We start from the raw sequence: 15,887 nt of genomic DNA, 5'->3' as shown, positions 1-15,887 counted from the left end.
TTCAGGGTCCGAAGAATTGTTCGACAAAGGACGGGCACTCGTCCGATGAGCCAGAGGGCACACGGGGGCTAATTGACGGGGCTGGCTGGTGGCGGACGGACGAGCACGACGTCCGGAGGCGGCGGGCGGGTGGGGTCTCCACCCGGCAGGTTCTCCGGCTCCTCGACCTCGATGAAGAGGTTCTCGTCGGTGCGGAAGGCGAGCTGGCCGATACACTCCTCGGCCTCCGAGCGCAGCTGACCGACCTTCTGCCGGGCGATCATCACCTTGGTGAATTCGTGCTCGCTGGTGGAGACCTCGCGCCGGGTGAGCGACTCCTGGAGCGACACGTCGGCCTGCTCGGAGATGCGCAGCAGTCCCTTGATTTGGGTCAGCTTCTCGTTGGCGCAGTTGAGCTTCACCACGTCCTTGGTGCGGCGCGCCTCCTCCACCTTGCCGATGACCTGGCGGAGCACGTCCCGCATGACGCCGAGGGCCTGGGTGCTGCGCTCCAGCTTCTGCGCGTCCGGCACCTCGCTGGCCTTCTCGAGCGTGGCGGTGGCGGCGGGGGCTGGGGGAGACGGCACCGGCCCCTGCGCGACGGCCACTCCTGTGGCGACGACGACGGCGACCATTCCGACAGTGCGCATACGCCTCACGGCTCTCCCGGCCCTTGCCATTGGATCAAAGCGTAGAAGGCGGGGAGGGGGGTGTCAAACCAACAACCCCCCAGTTATTCAGTGGTTACCGGAGAGCCGGGCATTGGCGTCCCGCAGTCGGGCAGCCAGGCTTCGCGCGATGTTGATGACGACGAAGGTGAACCCGTCGGGGTGGCTCTGGCGGAAGACGCGCAGGTCCTGGGCGGTGAGCTGGAGCAGGTGGGCGTCCGTGTGCGCGCGCACGGTGGCGGAGCGGTGGTCCTTGTCGATGAGGCCCATCTCCCCGAAGAACTCGGGGGGAGACAGCCGCGCGAGCGGATGCAGCGACCCGTCCGGGCCCCTGCGGGCGACCTCCACCTGACCCCGGATGAGGAGGAAGAGGCTGTCGCCCAGGTCCCCCTCCTCGAAGATGACCTCGCCGGCGGTGTAGTGGAGCGTCCGCGCCAGCTCGGCGAGGCGGGACAGCTCCTCCGGGGCGAGCATCTCGAACAGCGGTGAGGCGGCGATGACGGCCAGCTTCTCCATGGTCCCCTCGGAGCCCGGGCTCGGACGCGCCAGCCTACCCCGTCGGCGAGAAGACGAAGGGGTAGGAAACGGTGGCGTCCGAGTCGGGCTTGAAGGGGAACACCCAGGCGCGGATGGCGGCGCGGATGCAGCTGGCCACGGCCTCGCTGCCGAGCGTGTTCTCGTCGATGTCGAAGTCGCCCACGCGCCCCGAGGGGGTGATGGAGAAGCGCACCACCACCTTGCCCTTGAGGCTGGGGTTTCGCTTGAGCTCCTTCTCGTAGCAGCTCTGGATGGCGCCCTTGCGCGCGCGCACGTAGCGGGCGAGCGCGTCGCGGTCCACCTCGGAGCTGTCGACCTCCGGGGCGGCGTCCTGCACGCGGCCCTTCACGTCGACTTCCTTCTTGGTGCCCAGGTCGACCTTGCCGCCGCCCTGGGTGCCCAATTCGCCGATGCCCGTCACGGTGCCGGTGCCGCCGCCGCGAGGGCCGTTGCCCTTGCCCACGGAGGCCTCGTTGGCCACGCCCACGCCGCCGGCGCCCTGGAGGGCCGCGACGATGTCGTTGCCGCCGCTGGCGCCGCCCAGCACGTCCTGGAAGGCGCCGGAGCCGGAGCCCTTCGAGCCGAGCATCTTCAAGAGGCCCTTGTCGGAGACCTTCTTCACCATCTCCGCGTGGCGCTCGGCGGCGGCGCGGGCGGCGGGCTTCGCTTCGGCGGGCTTGTCGGTGGCGGCCTCGGCCGTCCTGGGCTCTTCCTTGGTGGCCTCGGCGGGGCCGGGCGCGGTGGGCTTGGGCGGCTCGATGGGGCGCTGGGGGATGATGGCGCGCACGAAGCGGTCATCGAGCTGATCCAACGCCAGCTCCTGCTCCTTGGGGGCCTCGGCGGAGAGGATGATGGCGGCGCCGGAGAAGTGGACCAGGAGCGAGATGGCGAGGATGCCGAAGAAGACGCGGTCCATCGTCTTCCAGCGGCTGACGCGCACGTCCGAGGGGAGCAGCGGACGCTCCTCCTCGGCGGGGGGCGCGACGAACTGGAAGAAGAGGGTGGCGTCGCCCAGCTCCACCTTGCCGCGGGCGGTCTCCTGCAGCGGCAGGACGTAGAGGTCTCCACGGCGCGAGGCGAGCCCCTGGGAGCGCAGCGCATCGAAGTCCACGTCGGACGAGCCCAGGTTGACGCGGCCCTTCATGGACTCGTTGATGACGAGCTGGAACTGCTGGCCCTGGTTCTCGAAGACGCTGAAGCGCGCGGGCCTGTCGTCCGAGGCGGGCAGGACGATGGTGTTGCGCGCGTCGTGGCCGATGGTGACGGTCTCACGACGGACGTGGTGCTCCTCGACGATCTGGCCGTTCTGGATGAGGCCGACGCGGAGCAGCTTGGCGGGCGAAGGGGCTGCCATGGACTAGAAGGGCTCCTGCTCGACGCTCTTCTCGACCTTGGGCACGAAGCTCTCCGTGCGGTTGAGTTCGTCGAAGCTCAGGTTGGAGCGGGGGAGGATGTAGAAGGCCTGGGGCTTCTGGATGCGTCCCTCGACGGTGAGCGCGTCCAGGCGGATGACCTTGCGAGGTGCCTTCTTCGCGGCGGCGGCCTCGGTGGTGGCCGAGGTCTGCTGGGCGGTGCTCGTGGCGGAGGACGTGGACTTGTCCTGCGCGAGCACGGGCGCGGCGGCGAGCAGCACGAAGAGGGTGAGAGGGGCACGCATGGAGGTCCTAGTTCCTGTCGTCGGCCAGCTTACCCGAGCCGGCCTTCGCGGGCGTGGGGGCAGGGGGGCTCTCGGCCGGAGGAGGGGCGGCCTGGGTTCCAGGCTGGGACACCGCGCCGGGGGCGGTGGTTCCGGGTGTCACGGGTGACCGGGACGTGTCCGTGGGGGCGTGTGGGTCGGACGGGGGCGAGGCGGGAGCCGACACGGTGGCGTCGGGGGCCTGCTTCGCGGCCTCCTTCTGGGCCTTCTCCGCCTCCGCGGCCTTGCGGAGCTGGTCCTTGCGCTCGCGCTCGAGGCGCCGCTCTTCACGCTCGATGCTCTTGCGTGCGTCCTTGGTGTACTGGGGGATGCGGTCGTCCTTGCCGCCCTGGGCCTCGTAGCGCTCGAAGTAGGTGAGCGCCGTCTTGTAGCGCCCGACGGGGTCGCCGCCTGGTGGCTCCACGTCGAGGTACAGGATGGCGAGGTTGAACAGCGGGTCGGGCTGCTGCGGGCGCAGTTCGAGCACGCGCTCGTACTCGGCCTTGGAGCGCTCGAAGTCACCGGTGCCGCGGTAGGCATTGCCCAGGTTGAGGCGCGCGGCGGCGAAGTCCGGCGCGGACCTCACGGCGGCCTCCAGCTCCGTCACGGCGGCGGCGTAGTCCTGGGCCTCGTTGAGCATCGCGCCGAAGTTGTTGCGAGCCTCGGCGAAGTCGGGCCGCAGCTTCGCGGCCTCCTTGAACTCCTCCAGCGCCTGCGGCCTGACGTTCAGCGCCAGGTACACCAGCCCGAGCGCGTTGCGCGTGGCGGCGTCCGAGGGCGCGATGTCGCGCGCGTTCTCGAGCACCATGCGCGCCAGCTCCTGCTTGCCCTCGCGGTAGTAGACCTGCGCGAGGACCTGCATGGCGTGCGTGTGTCGCTCGTCGCCCTTGAGCGCGCGCTTCGCCTCGGTGGCCGCGGGCCCCAGCTTCTTCTGCTGGAGCAGCGTGACGGCCAGCGCCGTGCGCAGCGTCACCGAGTCCTGCTTCGTCTCCAGGAGCCCGCGCAGCTCCGTCTCCAGCGCCGCCGAACGGCCCGTGCGGCCGTACAGGCGCGTCAGGCAGTCCCACGCGGACTGTTGCTCGGGCGCGAGGGTGAGGGCCTGGCGGTACGAGCGCTCCGCGTCCTCGTGCTTGCCCAGCCGCTCCTGGACGATGCCCAGGTTGGTCCACGCGTAGTCGAGCTTCGGCTCCTGCGTCACCAGGGCGCGCAGTGCAGCTTCGGCTGCTGTCAGCTCGCCCGTCCGCGCGATGGCCACCGCCTGGTCGAAGTCCTCGGCCGCGCTGCGGCGAGGTGGCTCGACGACGGGGGGCGCCTTCGCCGCCGTGTCCTTCCCGGGCGCGGGCGTGGACGCGTCCTGCGTGGGACGTGTCTCCGGTGCGGAGGCGCACGCGGACAACCACAGCCCCGATGAGAGGAACAGCGCGGTGAGGGCCGAGGCCCCGAGCGTGCGTGGCGTGGTGCTCACGGCTTGGCCCCCCCGGTGATGCGGCGCTCGTCCTCGGGAGAGGGCTGGGGCGGGCCGCTCACGTGGCCGATGAGCCCTTCCGGATAGGTGGCCTCGGACGCGAGGGCCTGCTTGGGCTCCTTGAGCACCGGGTACTCCTTCGGACGGAAGCGGTTGAGGGCCTCCAGCGTGCGCCGGGTCCACTCGTTGGACACGCGATTCTTCCGCGCCTCCGCCAGCGCCACCGCGTAGCTCTCTACCGCGGCGTCCTCCAGCTCCGCCGTGTTCTGCGCGAGCAGGTCCTGGTACGTCACCACCGCCTCTTCACCCAGCCGCTTCACGTCCGGAGGCACGGGCGTCTCGATGATGGTGTTCGCGAAGCGCTCCAGCGCGTAGCCGGACCGATAGGCCGCCGCGAGCGACCACTCGAGCTGCTTGTACGGATACACACGCGCGTACGCGTCCTTCACCGTCTTCACACCCGCGCGCTTCACAGCGAAGCTGCGCACCAGCGTCTTGCCCCAGCCGCCAATCTTCAGCTTGTCGAACTGGCGCAGCTGCGCCTCCGCCAACTGGAAGCGTCCATACGCCGCCGCGTTCGCCGCGAGCGGGTGCGTGTCCGGCTTGAGCTTGCGCCGGTCGAACTCGTTCGCCGCCTGGGTGTAGTCCTTCTGCGCCTGCTTCTCGTTACCGAGCTTCTGGTGCGCGTCACCCATGCGCCGGTGCGCGTCCACCACCAGCTCCACCTGCGCGGACTTGTTCGCGTACTTGCGCACGAACTCCTGGAGCGCGCGCACCTCTCCGCGAGCATCCCCCTGCTTCTCCAGCAGGACGGCGGCGCGGTACCGGTTCTTCGGCGCGTCCTCGGCGGAGGGGAACAGCTCCGCGTAGCGGATGAAGGTGGCCGCGGCCTCGGAATAACGCTGCTGGCCCTCCAGCAGGCGCGCGGTGTTGAAGAGCGCCGCCTCGCGGTCCTTCGACTTGGGGTAGTCCTTCACCAGCTTCTGGTAGCTGACGACGGCCTTGTCGAAGTCGTAGGACTTCTCCGCGTTGACGGCCACGCGGAACAGCGCCGCGTCCGCGAGCGGAGAGGCCGGGTACTCGCGGTAGATGCGCTCGTAGAGCTTGAGCGCCGAGTCGAACCGCCGTGTGTTCTCGTGCGCGACGGCCGCGTTGTTCAGCGCCTTGTCGGCGAACTCGTGCCGGGGCGCCTCGTCGACGAGCTGCGTGTACTTGCGCGCGGCCTCCTCGTACTTGCCCTCGGCCAGCAGCTGGTCCGCCAGCTTGAAGCGGCCCGCGAGCTTGAACTTCACGAGCTGCTGATGCAGCTCGCTGGAAGGCTCGATGACCTGCGTGTTGCCGGCCAGCCGGGCGCTGACCTCCTCCACGCTGCGCCAGTCCTTGTCGATGAGGAAGGACTCGACGGTGAGGTTGGTGGCGTAGCGGGCCACCTCGTTCTTCGGCCACGTCTGGATGATGCGCTCGAAGCGCTTGCGCGCCTCGGGGAAGTCGTCGTGCGCGTAATACAGCTCCGCGGCCTTGTACGCGATGCCGGGCGCCTTCGCGTCGCGAGGCAGCAGCGCGGCGTACCGGTCCGACGCGGACACCAGCTTCGCCTCGGTGGGCGTCAGCGGCGCGGGCTTCACCGCGGAGCCCTCCGGACGTTCACTGGAGCGCAGTACCTCCAGCTTCGGCGCCTTGCCGGCCTGCTGCTCCTGGGCGAGGAGCTGCTGCCACGCGAGCACCGCGCTGTGCGCCGCGTCGTCGCGGTGCTTCACGCTCTCACCGGTGTCTCGCACGCGCTCGTAGGCCTTCGCGGCCTCGGCGAACTGGAACGAGAAGTAGAGGCACTCGGCATAATAGAAGCGCATCTCGCCCGCGCTCTTGCTGCGCGGGAAGCGCTCCAGGTACGTGCCATACGAGCGGGCCGCGGTGGCGAAGCCCGCCTGGGCCTGCTCGAAGCGGCCCTCCTTCTTGAACACCAGCGCCTGCTGATGGTGGAAGGTGGCGGTGGTGTAGAGGCTCTTCTCGACGAGCGCGTTGGCGCGGGAGACCGCGTCCGGGTCGCCCATGTTCTTCGCGTGCCACGCGGTGCCGGGCTGATAACGGGTGGCCAGCTTCTCCGACTCGGCGAAGGACTCCGCCATCATCCGGTCGCGCTCGTAGGACTGCACGATGCGCTGCTGGAGCTCGGGCGCGTCGGGCGTCAGCGGCTCCTTCTCCAGCACCTGGCGATAGGCCACGATGGCGGACGCGTAGTTCGTCTGGTCGAAGTACACGTGCCCGAGGCGACGGTAGACGTCCGCCTCGTACGGACGCCCGGCGCGCTTGACGAACAGCGACTTCGCGCGAGGCAGGCCGCCCCACGACTCGTCCGCGAGCGAGATGGCCACGTACTGCAGGGCCTCGTCGCGCAGGTCTCCGCCCACCTCGGTGTTGCCCTGGGCCACGGCCTGGGCCTGGTAGAAGTCCACCAGCGTGAGGAAGGACTCCACGCCCTCGTCGAAGCGGTCCATCCGGTAGTACGTCCAGCCCAGCTTGTAGAGGGCCTTGTCGTAGAGCGGGTGGAGCGTGTCGCGGGAGGCGGCCTCGAAGGCCTGGGCCGCGCGCGGCAGCGCCTGCGGGTCCTTGTAGTTCTCGAACCAGTACTCGCCGATGCGCACCCACGCCTCGGTGGCGAAGCGGCTGCGCGGATAGCGCGCGATGAGCTGTTGATAGGCGAGGAAGCTCTCCTCCACCTGCTCCTGTTCCTCCAGGCAGTAGCCCAGCAGGTAGGACGCGCCGTCGTTGAAGCGGTAGTCCGGGTACTCCTTCAGCAGCCGGCGATACAGCGCGATGGAGTCCGCGTAGTCCTTCTTCGGCTCCACGGGGAACGCCGTGCCGTCGGGGTTCTTGTCGTGGATCTCCAGCCGGTCGCGGTACTCCTTCATCGCCAGCTGATGCTCGTCCTGCGAGCGCTCGTAATAGAGCTCCGCGAGGCGGAACATCACGTCGGGCGTGTAGCGCGGCTCGCTGGGGTAGCGGCGCAGGAACTCCTCGAAGCGGACGATGGCCTCCATCCGCTCCTTGCGCTCCTGGGCCTCGAAGTCGCGGATGACCTTCTCGTACGAGGACGCGAGCGAGTCCCGCTTCTGCTCGTACTTGTGCTCCATCAGCCCCTGGACGTCGCGGCTGAACTCGCGCGACTCCTCGTCGTACGTGCGCAGGGCGCGGCTGACGTCCTGGAGCAGCAGCTCCTCGTCCGGCGAGCGCCCCAGGCCGTTCAGGTAGTCCCGCGAGGGCGTGCCCGAAGGGCTCGGGGCCTCCGTGTCGGAGGGGCCCGTGGCCTGGGCGGGAGCCTCCGTCGCCTGGGCGGCGGCGGGCAGCGAGGCCAGCGAGAGCAGCACCGCGAGAACGCGCCGCATCACCGGCTCTCCTCCGACGACAGCACGTCCCGGAAGTCGGCGTCGAGTGCGCGCAGGGCCTCGGCCTTCTGCGCGGAGACCTTCTGGATGGACGTCGTCTTGTCCTGCTTCTCGGTGAAGGCCACGTCCACCACACCCACGTCCGCCTTGAGCACCAGGTCGTAGAACTGTCGGCGCACGCGCCGGACGCTGTCATACGCGATGCGGCCCACGAGCTGCTTCGCGTTGCCGGCCACCGCGGCCACCTCGGCCTCGTAGCGCTCGAGCAACTGCTGCTCGGCCAGCACCTTCGCCCGGATGCGCGTGGCCTTCTGCTCCACGCGTCCGCGCAGCGCACCCTGGGCCTGGGCGACACGTCCTCGCAAGGCCTCGCCGCGCTGGCGCACCGCATGTGCGCGAGTCATGAGGCCCGAGGGCGCCTGTCGTCGTTCGGCCTCCTCGAGCACCGCGTGCTCCGCGCGCAGCGCCTGCGCGAACCGGCCGCGGATGGCCTGCTCTCCGGCCAGCGCCGCCGCCGCGCCGTTGCGCTCATCGGCGAGCCGCCCGCGCGTGCGGTCCAGCTCCCCCTGCAAATCCGTGAGCGTCTGGACCTCTGCCTGGAGCTGCACGAGGAACTCCTGCTCCTCCTCGGGAGGCGTCTGCCGGAGCAGCCGCGTGTCATCCACCCACTTGCGCACCGCCGCGGCGATGGCGTGCAGCCCCTGCACCTCCGCGCCCAGCCGGAAGGCCTCTCGGTCCACCGCGTCCACGCGCGCCTGCATCCGCCGCAGCCGCTCCTCCAGGTCCTGCTGCGTGGCGGGCATCGAGGCGAAGCGGACGGCCAGCGCCTCGCGCTCACGACGCAGCGGCGCGAGCCGGGCGCGCTCGTCGGCGGTGAGCGAGGACTCCAAGGACAGCCCCTCCAGCTCCACCAGCGAGGCCTCGACCTGGATGCTCGCCGTCTCCACCGAGTCCGAGAGCGTGAAGCCCTCCTGCAGCTCCGGGAAGGTCTGCAGCTTGCGCGTGTCCAGGGCCGTGAGGATGCGCGCGGCCAGCTCCCGCGCCTCCAGTGTGCCCCTCCGCCCGCTGTCGATGTCGCCCACCGTCTTCATCGCGCTGCTCACCTCGCGCTCCGTCGACGCGTACTTCAGCGCGAGCGGAGGCAGGAGCGTGCGCACGTCCGGCACGGTGTCGGTGCGCGCCAGGAGCCGCTCGAAGTACGCCACCGGGTCGCGGTTGGCGCGCAGGAGCACGTCCACCTTGTCGCGCTCCGGACGGAAGGTGCCGATGAGCTCGTCGTACGACGCGATGGCCTCCTCGTACCGCTTGAGCTTCTGGAGCAGGTGGCCGCGCAGCAGCTTCGCCTCGGGCGCGAGCTTGGAGTCGGGCGACACGAGCAGCAGGATGTCGACGGCGTTCTTCGCCTCCTGGTGGTTGCCCTTGCGCACCTGCGTCCACGCGATTTCGTAGAGCGACTCCGGGAACGACTCGCTCTCCTGCGGCACCCGGCCGTACCAGTCCAGCGCCTCGTCGAAGCGGCCCGCCTCGTACAAGAGGCGTCCCAGCGACATCAGCGCCAGCTCACGGATGCGCTCCGTATCCGTGTCCGCGGTGGCGCGGGCCTGGGGCTTGTTCTTCGCCTTCGGCGCCGTCGTCTCGGCCGCGCCCTCCACCGGCGTGAGCAGCTGCTGCAACTGGAGGATGGCGATGGGCAGCTCACCCGCCTGCATCGACAGCACCGCCATGTGGTAGCGCGCCTGCAACTGGTAGGGCCCGCCGTGGGCCTGGGCCAGGGGCGCGAAGGCGGCCCTCGCGTGGGCGATGCGCTCGGAAGGGGCCAGGTCCGTGCGACGGAACAGCCGCTTCGCGTAGACGTACTGGATGTCCGCGGGGAGCTGTCCGCCGAACAGGCCGCGCGCCTGCTCCACGTAGGCGTCCACGTCGTCGTAGAGGTTCAGCCGGCCGCTGATGGCCAGGTAGCGCGTGAGCGCGTCGCGGTGGCGCGGCGAGGGCGTGGGCAGCGACAGCAGCTCGCGCAGGTACAGCCGCGCGCCCACGTCGTTCTTCTGCTGGTACAGCGCGTCCGCCAGGAAGTAGAGCGCGTCCGCGTACCGGGGGTGGCCGCGGAACTCCGGGTCGCTCACCAGGTCGTAGAAGTGGACGGAGGCCGCGGTCCAGTCGCCCAGGAGGTATTGAATCTCCGCGTCGGAGTAGCGGCGCACGCGCGCCTGCGCCTCGTCGGGCTCCGGCTGCTGGCTGTACTTCGTCTCCACCTGACGGAGGCTGTCCTCGGCGAGCTGGAGCTGGCGCTCCACCGTCGTCAGGCGCTGCTCCAGCTGCTGCGCCGTGGGCGGCGGGGGAGGGGGCGTGTCGGCACGGGCGACAGCGCCACCCGCGAGGCCGAGCACCAGGGCGAGTGCGCGAAGCGACACGTTCACCGGCGTGCCCCTACCGCGCTTCAGTGGAGGTGGTGGCCGGGGGAGTCGTCCCCGCTTCGCCGTCGATGCGGGGCGCCGCGTCGCGCGACAGCTCGATGTCGTAGCGCACCGCGGGCCGGTCCTTGTGGTCCGTGGTCACGCCGCCCTGCTCGAAGCCCACCACGCGCACCGTGGACACCTTCCCCGGCTCCGCGTTGAAGGTGTAGCTGGATTGCACCTTGAACTTGTAGCCCTCCACGTAGCTGAACACGCCGAAGCCGTTGCCCCGGTACACCAGGCGCACCGCGAGCTGGTGCTGGCCCGGGACGATGCGCCCGTTGAAGACCTCGAACTGCTCGCGCTTGGCGAGCTCGCCCTGCAGGTCCAGCTGCGTGAAGATGGGCGCGCCGTCGAGCGCGTACGTCACCGACTCCAGGATGAAGGAGCCGCCCATCTCGTTCTTGTGGACGATGTGCGCTCGCGCGCCCGTGGTGACGTCACCGCCGAGCACCGTCTCCTGAAGCAGCAGGAGCCGCGCCTTGGAGCGGTAGATCTTCTCCTTCAGGTCGACGACCTGCTCCTCCAGCGTCTTCACGCGCGCGTTGAAGGCCTCGTCCGCGGTGCTGTCACCCTCGGGCGTGGGGGCCTGGGCGGCGGCGACTGGCGGCTGGGCGGGAGAGCGCGACTCCTGCGCGAGCGCCGACCCACAGAGGGTGGCGCTCACGAGCGCGAGGAGTCGGAGGGTGGCTGCGACACGCACTGTGCGACCTCAGGAGGCGGACGGCCCGGCCCGTCGGCAGCAGGTTGTAACACCCTTGACCGCGGGGCGTCTCGTCACCCGCGGTACGGGAGCCGGTTGCCCGGCCGCTTCCTCGTCAGCCGCCCTTCTTCAGCTCGGTGAGCACCAGCTTCGCCACCGCCTTGAGCGTGTCGAACACGCCCACGCCCGTCGGCGCGATCGCCTCGTACTTGGGGATGTTGCGCGGGTTGAGCGCCTTCTGCATCTCATCCACGGTGACGGCGTTGGGCAGGTCGCGCTTGTTGTACTGGATGACGTACGGAATCTTGTTCAGGTCGTAGCCCTGCTCGGCCAGGTTGATGCGCAGGTTCTCGAGCGACTCCATGTTCGCCTCCATGCGCTCGATCTGACTGTCGGCCACGAAGACGACGCCGTCGACACCCTTCAGGATGAGCTTGCGGCTGGCGTCGTAGAACACCTGACCGGGCACCGTGTAGAGGTGGAAGCGCGTCTTGAAGCCGCGGATCTCTCCGAGTGACAGCGGCAGGAAGTCGAAGAAGAGCGTGCGGTCCGTCTCGGTGGAGAGCGAGATGAGCTTGCCCTTCGTCTCGGCCGCCGTCTTGTTGTAGATGTACTGGAGGTTGGTCGTCTTCCCGCAGAGACCCGGCCCGTAATAGACAATCTTGCAGTTGATTTCGCGGGATGAGTAGTTGATGAAGGACATGGCTTCCCGGGTTACTCGCTGAAGAGGTTGTCGATATCGTCGTCGGAGATCTCGGCGAACGGCGACCCGGCACCCGGGCTGTCCGTCTTCTTCACCAGACTCTCGAAGATCTTCGTGAGCTCGTCGCTGGCCTTCTTGATGCGCAGGCGGACGAGGCCCAGGCTCGTGCGGTTGTCGAAGATGACGACCAGCACCACCCGGCTGCCGACAATCGTCATGTAGAGCGAGTCCTTGGCCCCTTCGTGGAACTGGTTGGGGAACTCGTTCTCACCGATCAACTTGGCGAGCCCGCCCATCGCCGCCACGTTGCCGGCCGTCAGCGAGGCCAGGGACGTGGTGTCGATGTTCTGCGTCTGGCCAGCCGAGGAGATGAGCTGCCCGTTCTTGTCGACGAGGAAGACCACCTTCGCGTTCGCGTCCTTGGTGAGCCGGTCGCAAACGGCGTTGATCTTGGTGAACTCCTCTTCGTACATCACCAGTTGCGTGCCCATGGGCGTATGCGCTCCTCAGCGTTCGCTCGTCCCTCTCACGGTGCCACCCCGTTGTTTCTGGAGTGAATCCCGGAGGTTAGACGAGGCGCTACCGACCGTGAGGATGCTTAGCAAAGCCCCTCCACCTCAGCAAGAAGCCATCCGTTCCTGGCGGTGAGAACGAGGATGTCCCGGGCTTGTCCGCCCGCTTCGGACCCCCGGCGAGCCCCGGTCAAGCCCCTCCAGGGCCTTTCCAGGTGGACTGAGGGTGCTGGTTTGGGGGTGTTCGCGGGTTTCTCTATACTCCGCCGGGCTTTGACGCCCCCACGCCCCCTTGCCCCCATCCTGGCGCGTCTGGCGCCCTTGCTGTTGGTGCTGGTCGCCGCTCCGTCCGTCCGGGCGGAGGAGGTGCGCGAGCGAGCCTCGCTGCGCCTTCGCTACGGCATTGCCCTCCGAAACGGACAACAGGCCGATGTAGGGCCCGGGCTCACCTATGACGGCTTCACACCGAATGATCTGGCGGTGATGGGGACGGCGTGGGCGGGCGCGTGGCTGGGCGGGTGGGCGTCGGTGCAGCGGGAGGGGTTCGACCTGAAGGAGGACTCGGTGAGGATCACCGGCGGCAGCCTCCTGCGGGCGTCGGTGGGGCCCCGGGCCCGGGCCTTCCTGGGGCCGGTGCGCGCGGAGCTGGGGGCGGGCTACGGGTACGCGCAGCTGCCGGTCTTCGGCACCTCGGATGAGCCGGTGCTGGCGCGGGGCGTGCGGCACGCGGCCCTGGTGAGCGCGAGCGTGCGGGTGCCGCTCTTCACCCGGCTGGCGGTGGAGGCGCGGGGCGAGGTGCCGGTGTCGCTGTCGGTCAAGGACGCGGCGGGCGCGAAGGCGGAGGCCAAGGGCTTCGCGGCGGGCGGCGCGCTGTTGTTCCCGCTGACGGGCGGGGGGAGCTGGTCCGGGACGGTGCTCCTGGACTTCCAGCACGTGCAGGACACGGTGACGCTCGCGGACGGCTCGCGCTCCGAGCAGCGGATGCGCCGGGTGGGCGCGGCGCTGGAGGTGGCGTGGAACGACGCGCCCTCCGCTCCGGCAGCGCCACCGCCGCCGCCTCGGGTGCCGATGGGCACGCTGGTGCTCCAGTTGCTGGACGCGGAGTCGGGCGCGCCGCTTCCTGCCGCGAAGGTGGTGCTCGTCGCCAATGGCGTGGAGGGCGCGCCTCGCGAGGCGGATGCCCAGGGCAACGTGGAGGGCGTGGAGCTGCCTCCGGGAGATGTCGTGGCGCGGGTGAGCGCGGAGGGCTACGCGCCGGCCGAGGGCCGCGTCACGTTGGAGGATGGTGGCCGCGTGGCGCTGGCGGTGCGCGCGCGCAAGCTGCCGCCGCCCACGGGGGGCCTCAAGATTTCGGTGGTGAGCGCGGGCAATGGCGTGCCGCTGCCCGGAGTGCGGCTGATGGTGGGCGGCGTGGAGGCGCGCACGGACCTGCGCGGTGAAGTCCACGTGAAGGAGTTGCCGCCGGGCCCCGTGGCCGTGGTGGCGACGTCCTCGGGTTACCGCACGGCGGAGGAGGCGGCCATCATCGTGGCGGGGCAGGAGACGGTGCTCTCGGTGCCGCTCGCCTCCGAGCGCAAGGGCGAGCCCGCGACGCTCACTGGCCAGGTGCGCAACGCACGCGGTGGCAAGCCCATCGCCGCCACGCTCCTGATTCCGCAGGCGAAGGTGAAGGCGCGCACGGACGCGAAGGGGGCGTTCACCTTCAAGGTCCGCGGTGGCACCTACCGCATCACCATCTCCGCGCGCGGGTTCTTCACGCAGTCGAAGCTCGTCACCTTGAAGGACGGCGAGCAGGCCATCTTCAACGTCGATCTCTTCCCGAGGCAGAAACGGTGAGCAACACGCGTCCCTGGCTCCTGGCCCTCCTGCTCGTCGTGTCGGGTTGCGACGACGAGGCGGCCACTCCAGCCCCTCCTCCCGTCGAGTCCGCCGCGGCCCCCGACTCGGGCCCCGCCGTGGAGCTGGCCCGACTGGAGGGCCTGTCCGGCGACGTGCAGGTGGAGCGCGGCGGCAAGAAGGTCCCCGCGCAGGCGGGCCCGCTGTATTCGGGCGACGCGGTGGAGACGGGGGCGTCGGGCGCGGCGACCCTGAGCTTCCCGGACGGGCGCTCGGTGGAGGTGGGCGCGGACGCACGCGTCGGCGTGGGCCAGGACGCAGGCGGCGTGGTGCTGACGGTGGAGCGCGGCATCGTGTTGTCGCGCGTGCCCGCGAAGCCCGCGGGGGCTCCGGCCGGGAAGAAGGTGGCGCTCACGCTGCTGACGCCCTTCGGCCTCACGCGCGTGGGCTCCGAGCCCAGCGAGGTCTCCGTCCAGGTGACGAAGGACGCTGGCCGCGTCGAGGTGAAGCTGGGCGCCATCGAGTTCGTCGCGAAGGACGGCAAGCAGCTGCGCGCCTCCGAAGGCGACTCGGTGGAGGTGTCCGCGGGCCAGGCTGAGCTGAGGCTCAAGGGCTCGCGGCGGGTGGAGCTGGAGCCCATCGACGTGACGGTGCGGGTGGGCTCGGGCCGGGCGGAGCTGCGTGGGAAGGACGCGAAGCGCTGGAGGTCCGTGCGCGCGGACGGCGAGGTGCTCGCGCCCGGTGACGGCGTGCGCACGCGCGCGGGCGGCTCGGTGGACCTGGCGCTGAAGAACTCGTCCTCGCAGCTCACCCTGGGCCCCTCGGCGGAGATGGTGCTGGAGGGCGCGGGGCAGGGCGGTACGAGTGATGAGGCGCGGCTGGACCTGCGCCAGGGACGACTGGGGCTCCAGCTCGCGCAGGGCCGCGAGAGCCGCGTGGTGCTGCCGGGGCTTACCTTGGAGGGGGACGGCGCATCGCGGCTGGCGGTGCGGCGCACGGGGTCGGGTTATCTGGTGGACGCGCAGACGGGGCGGGTGACGCTGGTGCGCGGCGAGACGCGACAGCCGCTGCGGGCGGGAGAGCGGGCTGTCGTCTCGGGTGAGACGGGCGAGGCGCGCATCGAGTCGCTCGGCCCCGCGCCCCTGCTGCTCGGCGCGGGAGACGGCGCGGAGGTGTACCACCAGGACATGCCCGAGGTGGCCTTCGGCTGGGAGAAGGAGGGCGAGGTGACGGTGGAGGTGGCGACGGACGCGGAGTTCACCAGGCCCCTGCTGACGGGCACGGTGTTCCAGCCCTTCGTCAACGTGCCGGCGCCCGCGCGCGGGACGCTCTTCTGGCGGGTGAAGGGCAAGGACGGTCAGGAGGTGGCGAAGGGCAGCGCGGTGTTCGCGCCGGAGCGGCTCGGTCGGGATTTGGACCGGGTGCGCAACGTGGTGCCGGAGGGACTGGAGAAGACGACCATCTTCTACCAGGACAAACCGCCGGCCGTGACGTTCACCTATTCGGAGGAGACGTCGGCGGCGCGCTACCGGGTGGCGGTGTACCGGGCGGGCGCGTTGGACAAGCCCGTGGCGGAGCGCACGGTGACGGAGGCGCGCGCGGCGTTGGATGCGGGCGCGCTGAGCGAGGGTAGCTACCTGTGGTCCGTCACGCCGTTGTCCGAGTCAGGTGAGCAGCTGAAGGGGGGCCGGATGAACAAGCTGGAGCTGGTGTACGACAACTCGGTGCCGATGCTGCTCGTGTCGCAGCCGCGCCAGGGGCAACGCTCCGCGGCGAAGGTGAGGGCCACGGGCGTGGCGCCGGTGAACGCGCGCGTGTCCATCAATGGACGTCCCGCCAGCCTGGACGGCAAGCATCGGTTCGATACGTGGGTGGAGCCGGTGGGCTCGCCCCCGCTGCTGGTGTTTAAAATGACGCGACCGGGTGCTCCGGATGTCCACACGGTGCGCACCCTGAAAGAGCGAGGGCCCTGA

The 15,887-nt window shown here is 70.1% G+C and carries 12 protein-coding genes; 2 read left to right on the top strand and 10 right to left on the bottom strand.

Features of this window, described 5'->3' with window-relative positions:
• Positions 1-68: 68 nt before the first annotated feature.
• From K8625_RS33405 to mglB, 10 genes are all read right to left on the bottom strand, one after another.
• On the bottom strand, positions 69-629 hold the full coding sequence (locus K8625_RS33405) for a hypothetical protein (protein WP_223784978.1): 561 nt from the start codon (positions 627-629) through the stop codon (positions 69-71).
• Between the two features lie 87 nt (positions 630-716).
• Positions 717-1,163, bottom strand: coding sequence for a cyclic nucleotide-binding domain-containing protein (locus K8625_RS33400; protein ID WP_223750548.1), 447 nt, complete (start codon positions 1,161-1,163; stop codon positions 717-719).
• Positions 1,164-1,197: 34 nt separating this feature from the next.
• On the bottom strand, positions 1,198-2,538 hold the full coding sequence (locus K8625_RS33395) for an AgmX/PglI C-terminal domain-containing protein (RefSeq protein WP_223750549.1): 1,341 nt from the start codon (positions 2,536-2,538) through the stop codon (positions 1,198-1,200).
• 3 nt (positions 2,539-2,541) lie between these two features.
• Positions 2,542-2,841 carry a hypothetical protein gene (locus tag K8625_RS33390; RefSeq protein ID WP_074957907.1) on the bottom strand — a complete coding sequence of 100 codons (300 nt, stop codon included), beginning with the start codon at positions 2,839-2,841 and terminating at the stop codon, positions 2,542-2,544.
• Positions 2,842-2,848: 7 nt separating this feature from the next.
• Positions 2,849-4,324, bottom strand: a complete 1,476-nt coding sequence (locus K8625_RS33385; protein ID WP_223784977.1) for a tetratricopeptide repeat protein — start codon at positions 4,322-4,324, stop codon at positions 2,849-2,851.
• Positions 4,321-7,707 carry a tetratricopeptide repeat protein gene (locus K8625_RS33380; protein WP_223784976.1) on the bottom strand — a complete coding sequence of 1,129 codons (3,387 nt, stop codon included), beginning with the start codon at positions 7,705-7,707 and terminating at the stop codon, positions 4,321-4,323. Before K8625_RS33380 ends, K8625_RS33385 begins: the two co-directional genes overlap by 4 nt.
• Positions 7,707-10,118: a tetratricopeptide repeat protein gene (locus tag K8625_RS33375; protein ID WP_223784975.1), complete on the bottom strand. Its 2,412-nt coding sequence runs from the start codon at positions 10,116-10,118 to the stop codon at positions 7,707-7,709. Before K8625_RS33375 ends, K8625_RS33380 begins: the two co-directional genes overlap by 1 nt.
• Before the next feature lie 16 nt (positions 10,119-10,134).
• Positions 10,135-10,863: a dihydrolipoamide acetyltransferase gene (locus K8625_RS33370; RefSeq protein ID WP_370642008.1), complete on the bottom strand. Its 729-nt coding sequence runs from the start codon at positions 10,861-10,863 to the stop codon at positions 10,135-10,137.
• Positions 10,864-10,978: 115 nt separating this feature from the next.
• Positions 10,979-11,566, bottom strand: coding sequence for a gliding-motility regulator Ras-like GTPase MglA (gene mglA, locus K8625_RS33365; protein WP_046712132.1), 588 nt, complete (start codon positions 11,564-11,566; stop codon positions 10,979-10,981).
• Between the two features lie 11 nt (positions 11,567-11,577).
• Positions 11,578-12,057, bottom strand: a complete 480-nt coding sequence (gene mglB / locus K8625_RS33360) for a gliding-motility regulator GTPase-activating protein MglB (RefSeq protein WP_002637270.1) — start codon at positions 12,055-12,057, stop codon at positions 11,578-11,580.
• Positions 12,058-12,408: 351 nt separating this feature from the next.
• Here mglB and K8625_RS33355 point away from each other — a divergent pair, with 351 nt between their 5' ends.
• Positions 12,409-13,914, top strand: a complete 1,506-nt coding sequence (locus K8625_RS33355; RefSeq protein WP_223785002.1) for a carboxypeptidase regulatory-like domain-containing protein — start codon at positions 12,409-12,411, stop codon at positions 13,912-13,914.
• Positions 13,911-15,887 (top strand): FecR family protein, encoded by a 1,977-nt coding sequence (locus K8625_RS33350; protein ID WP_223784973.1) that lies wholly within the window; start codon positions 13,911-13,913, stop codon positions 15,885-15,887. The genes K8625_RS33355 and K8625_RS33350 overlap by 4 nt, the downstream gene beginning before the upstream one ends.

Origin of the sequence: Myxococcus sp. AS-1-15, from assembly GCF_020037055.1 — a bacterium.
Lineage (GTDB): Bacteria > Myxococcota > Myxococcia > Myxococcales > Myxococcaceae > Myxococcus > Myxococcus fulvus.
The sequence above is the reverse complement of the archived record's forward strand: the minus strand, read 5'-3'. Positions and strand labels throughout refer to the sequence as shown.

Coding starts and splice junctions, on each gene's coding strand:
- K8625_RS33405 (WP_223784978.1), bottom strand. CDS start 629: ATGCGCACTGTCGGAATGGTCGCCGTCGTCGTCGCCACAGGAGTGGCC.
- K8625_RS33400 (WP_223750548.1), bottom strand. CDS start 1,163: ATGGAGAAGCTGGCCGTCATCGCCGCCTCACCGCTGTTCGAGATGCTC.
- K8625_RS33395 (WP_223750549.1), bottom strand. CDS start 2,538: ATGGCAGCCCCTTCGCCCGCCAAGCTGCTCCGCGTCGGCCTCATCCAG.
- K8625_RS33390 (WP_074957907.1), bottom strand. CDS start 2,841: ATGCGTGCCCCTCTCACCCTCTTCGTGCTGCTCGCCGCCGCGCCCGTG.
- K8625_RS33380 (WP_223784976.1), bottom strand. CDS start 7,707: ATGCGGCGCGTTCTCGCGGTGCTGCTCTCGCTGGCCTCGCTGCCCGCC.
- mglA (WP_046712132.1), bottom strand. CDS start 11,566: ATGTCCTTCATCAACTACTCATCCCGCGAAATCAACTGCAAGATTGTC.
- mglB (WP_002637270.1), bottom strand. CDS start 12,057: ATGGGCACGCAACTGGTGATGTACGAAGAGGAGTTCACCAAGATCAAC.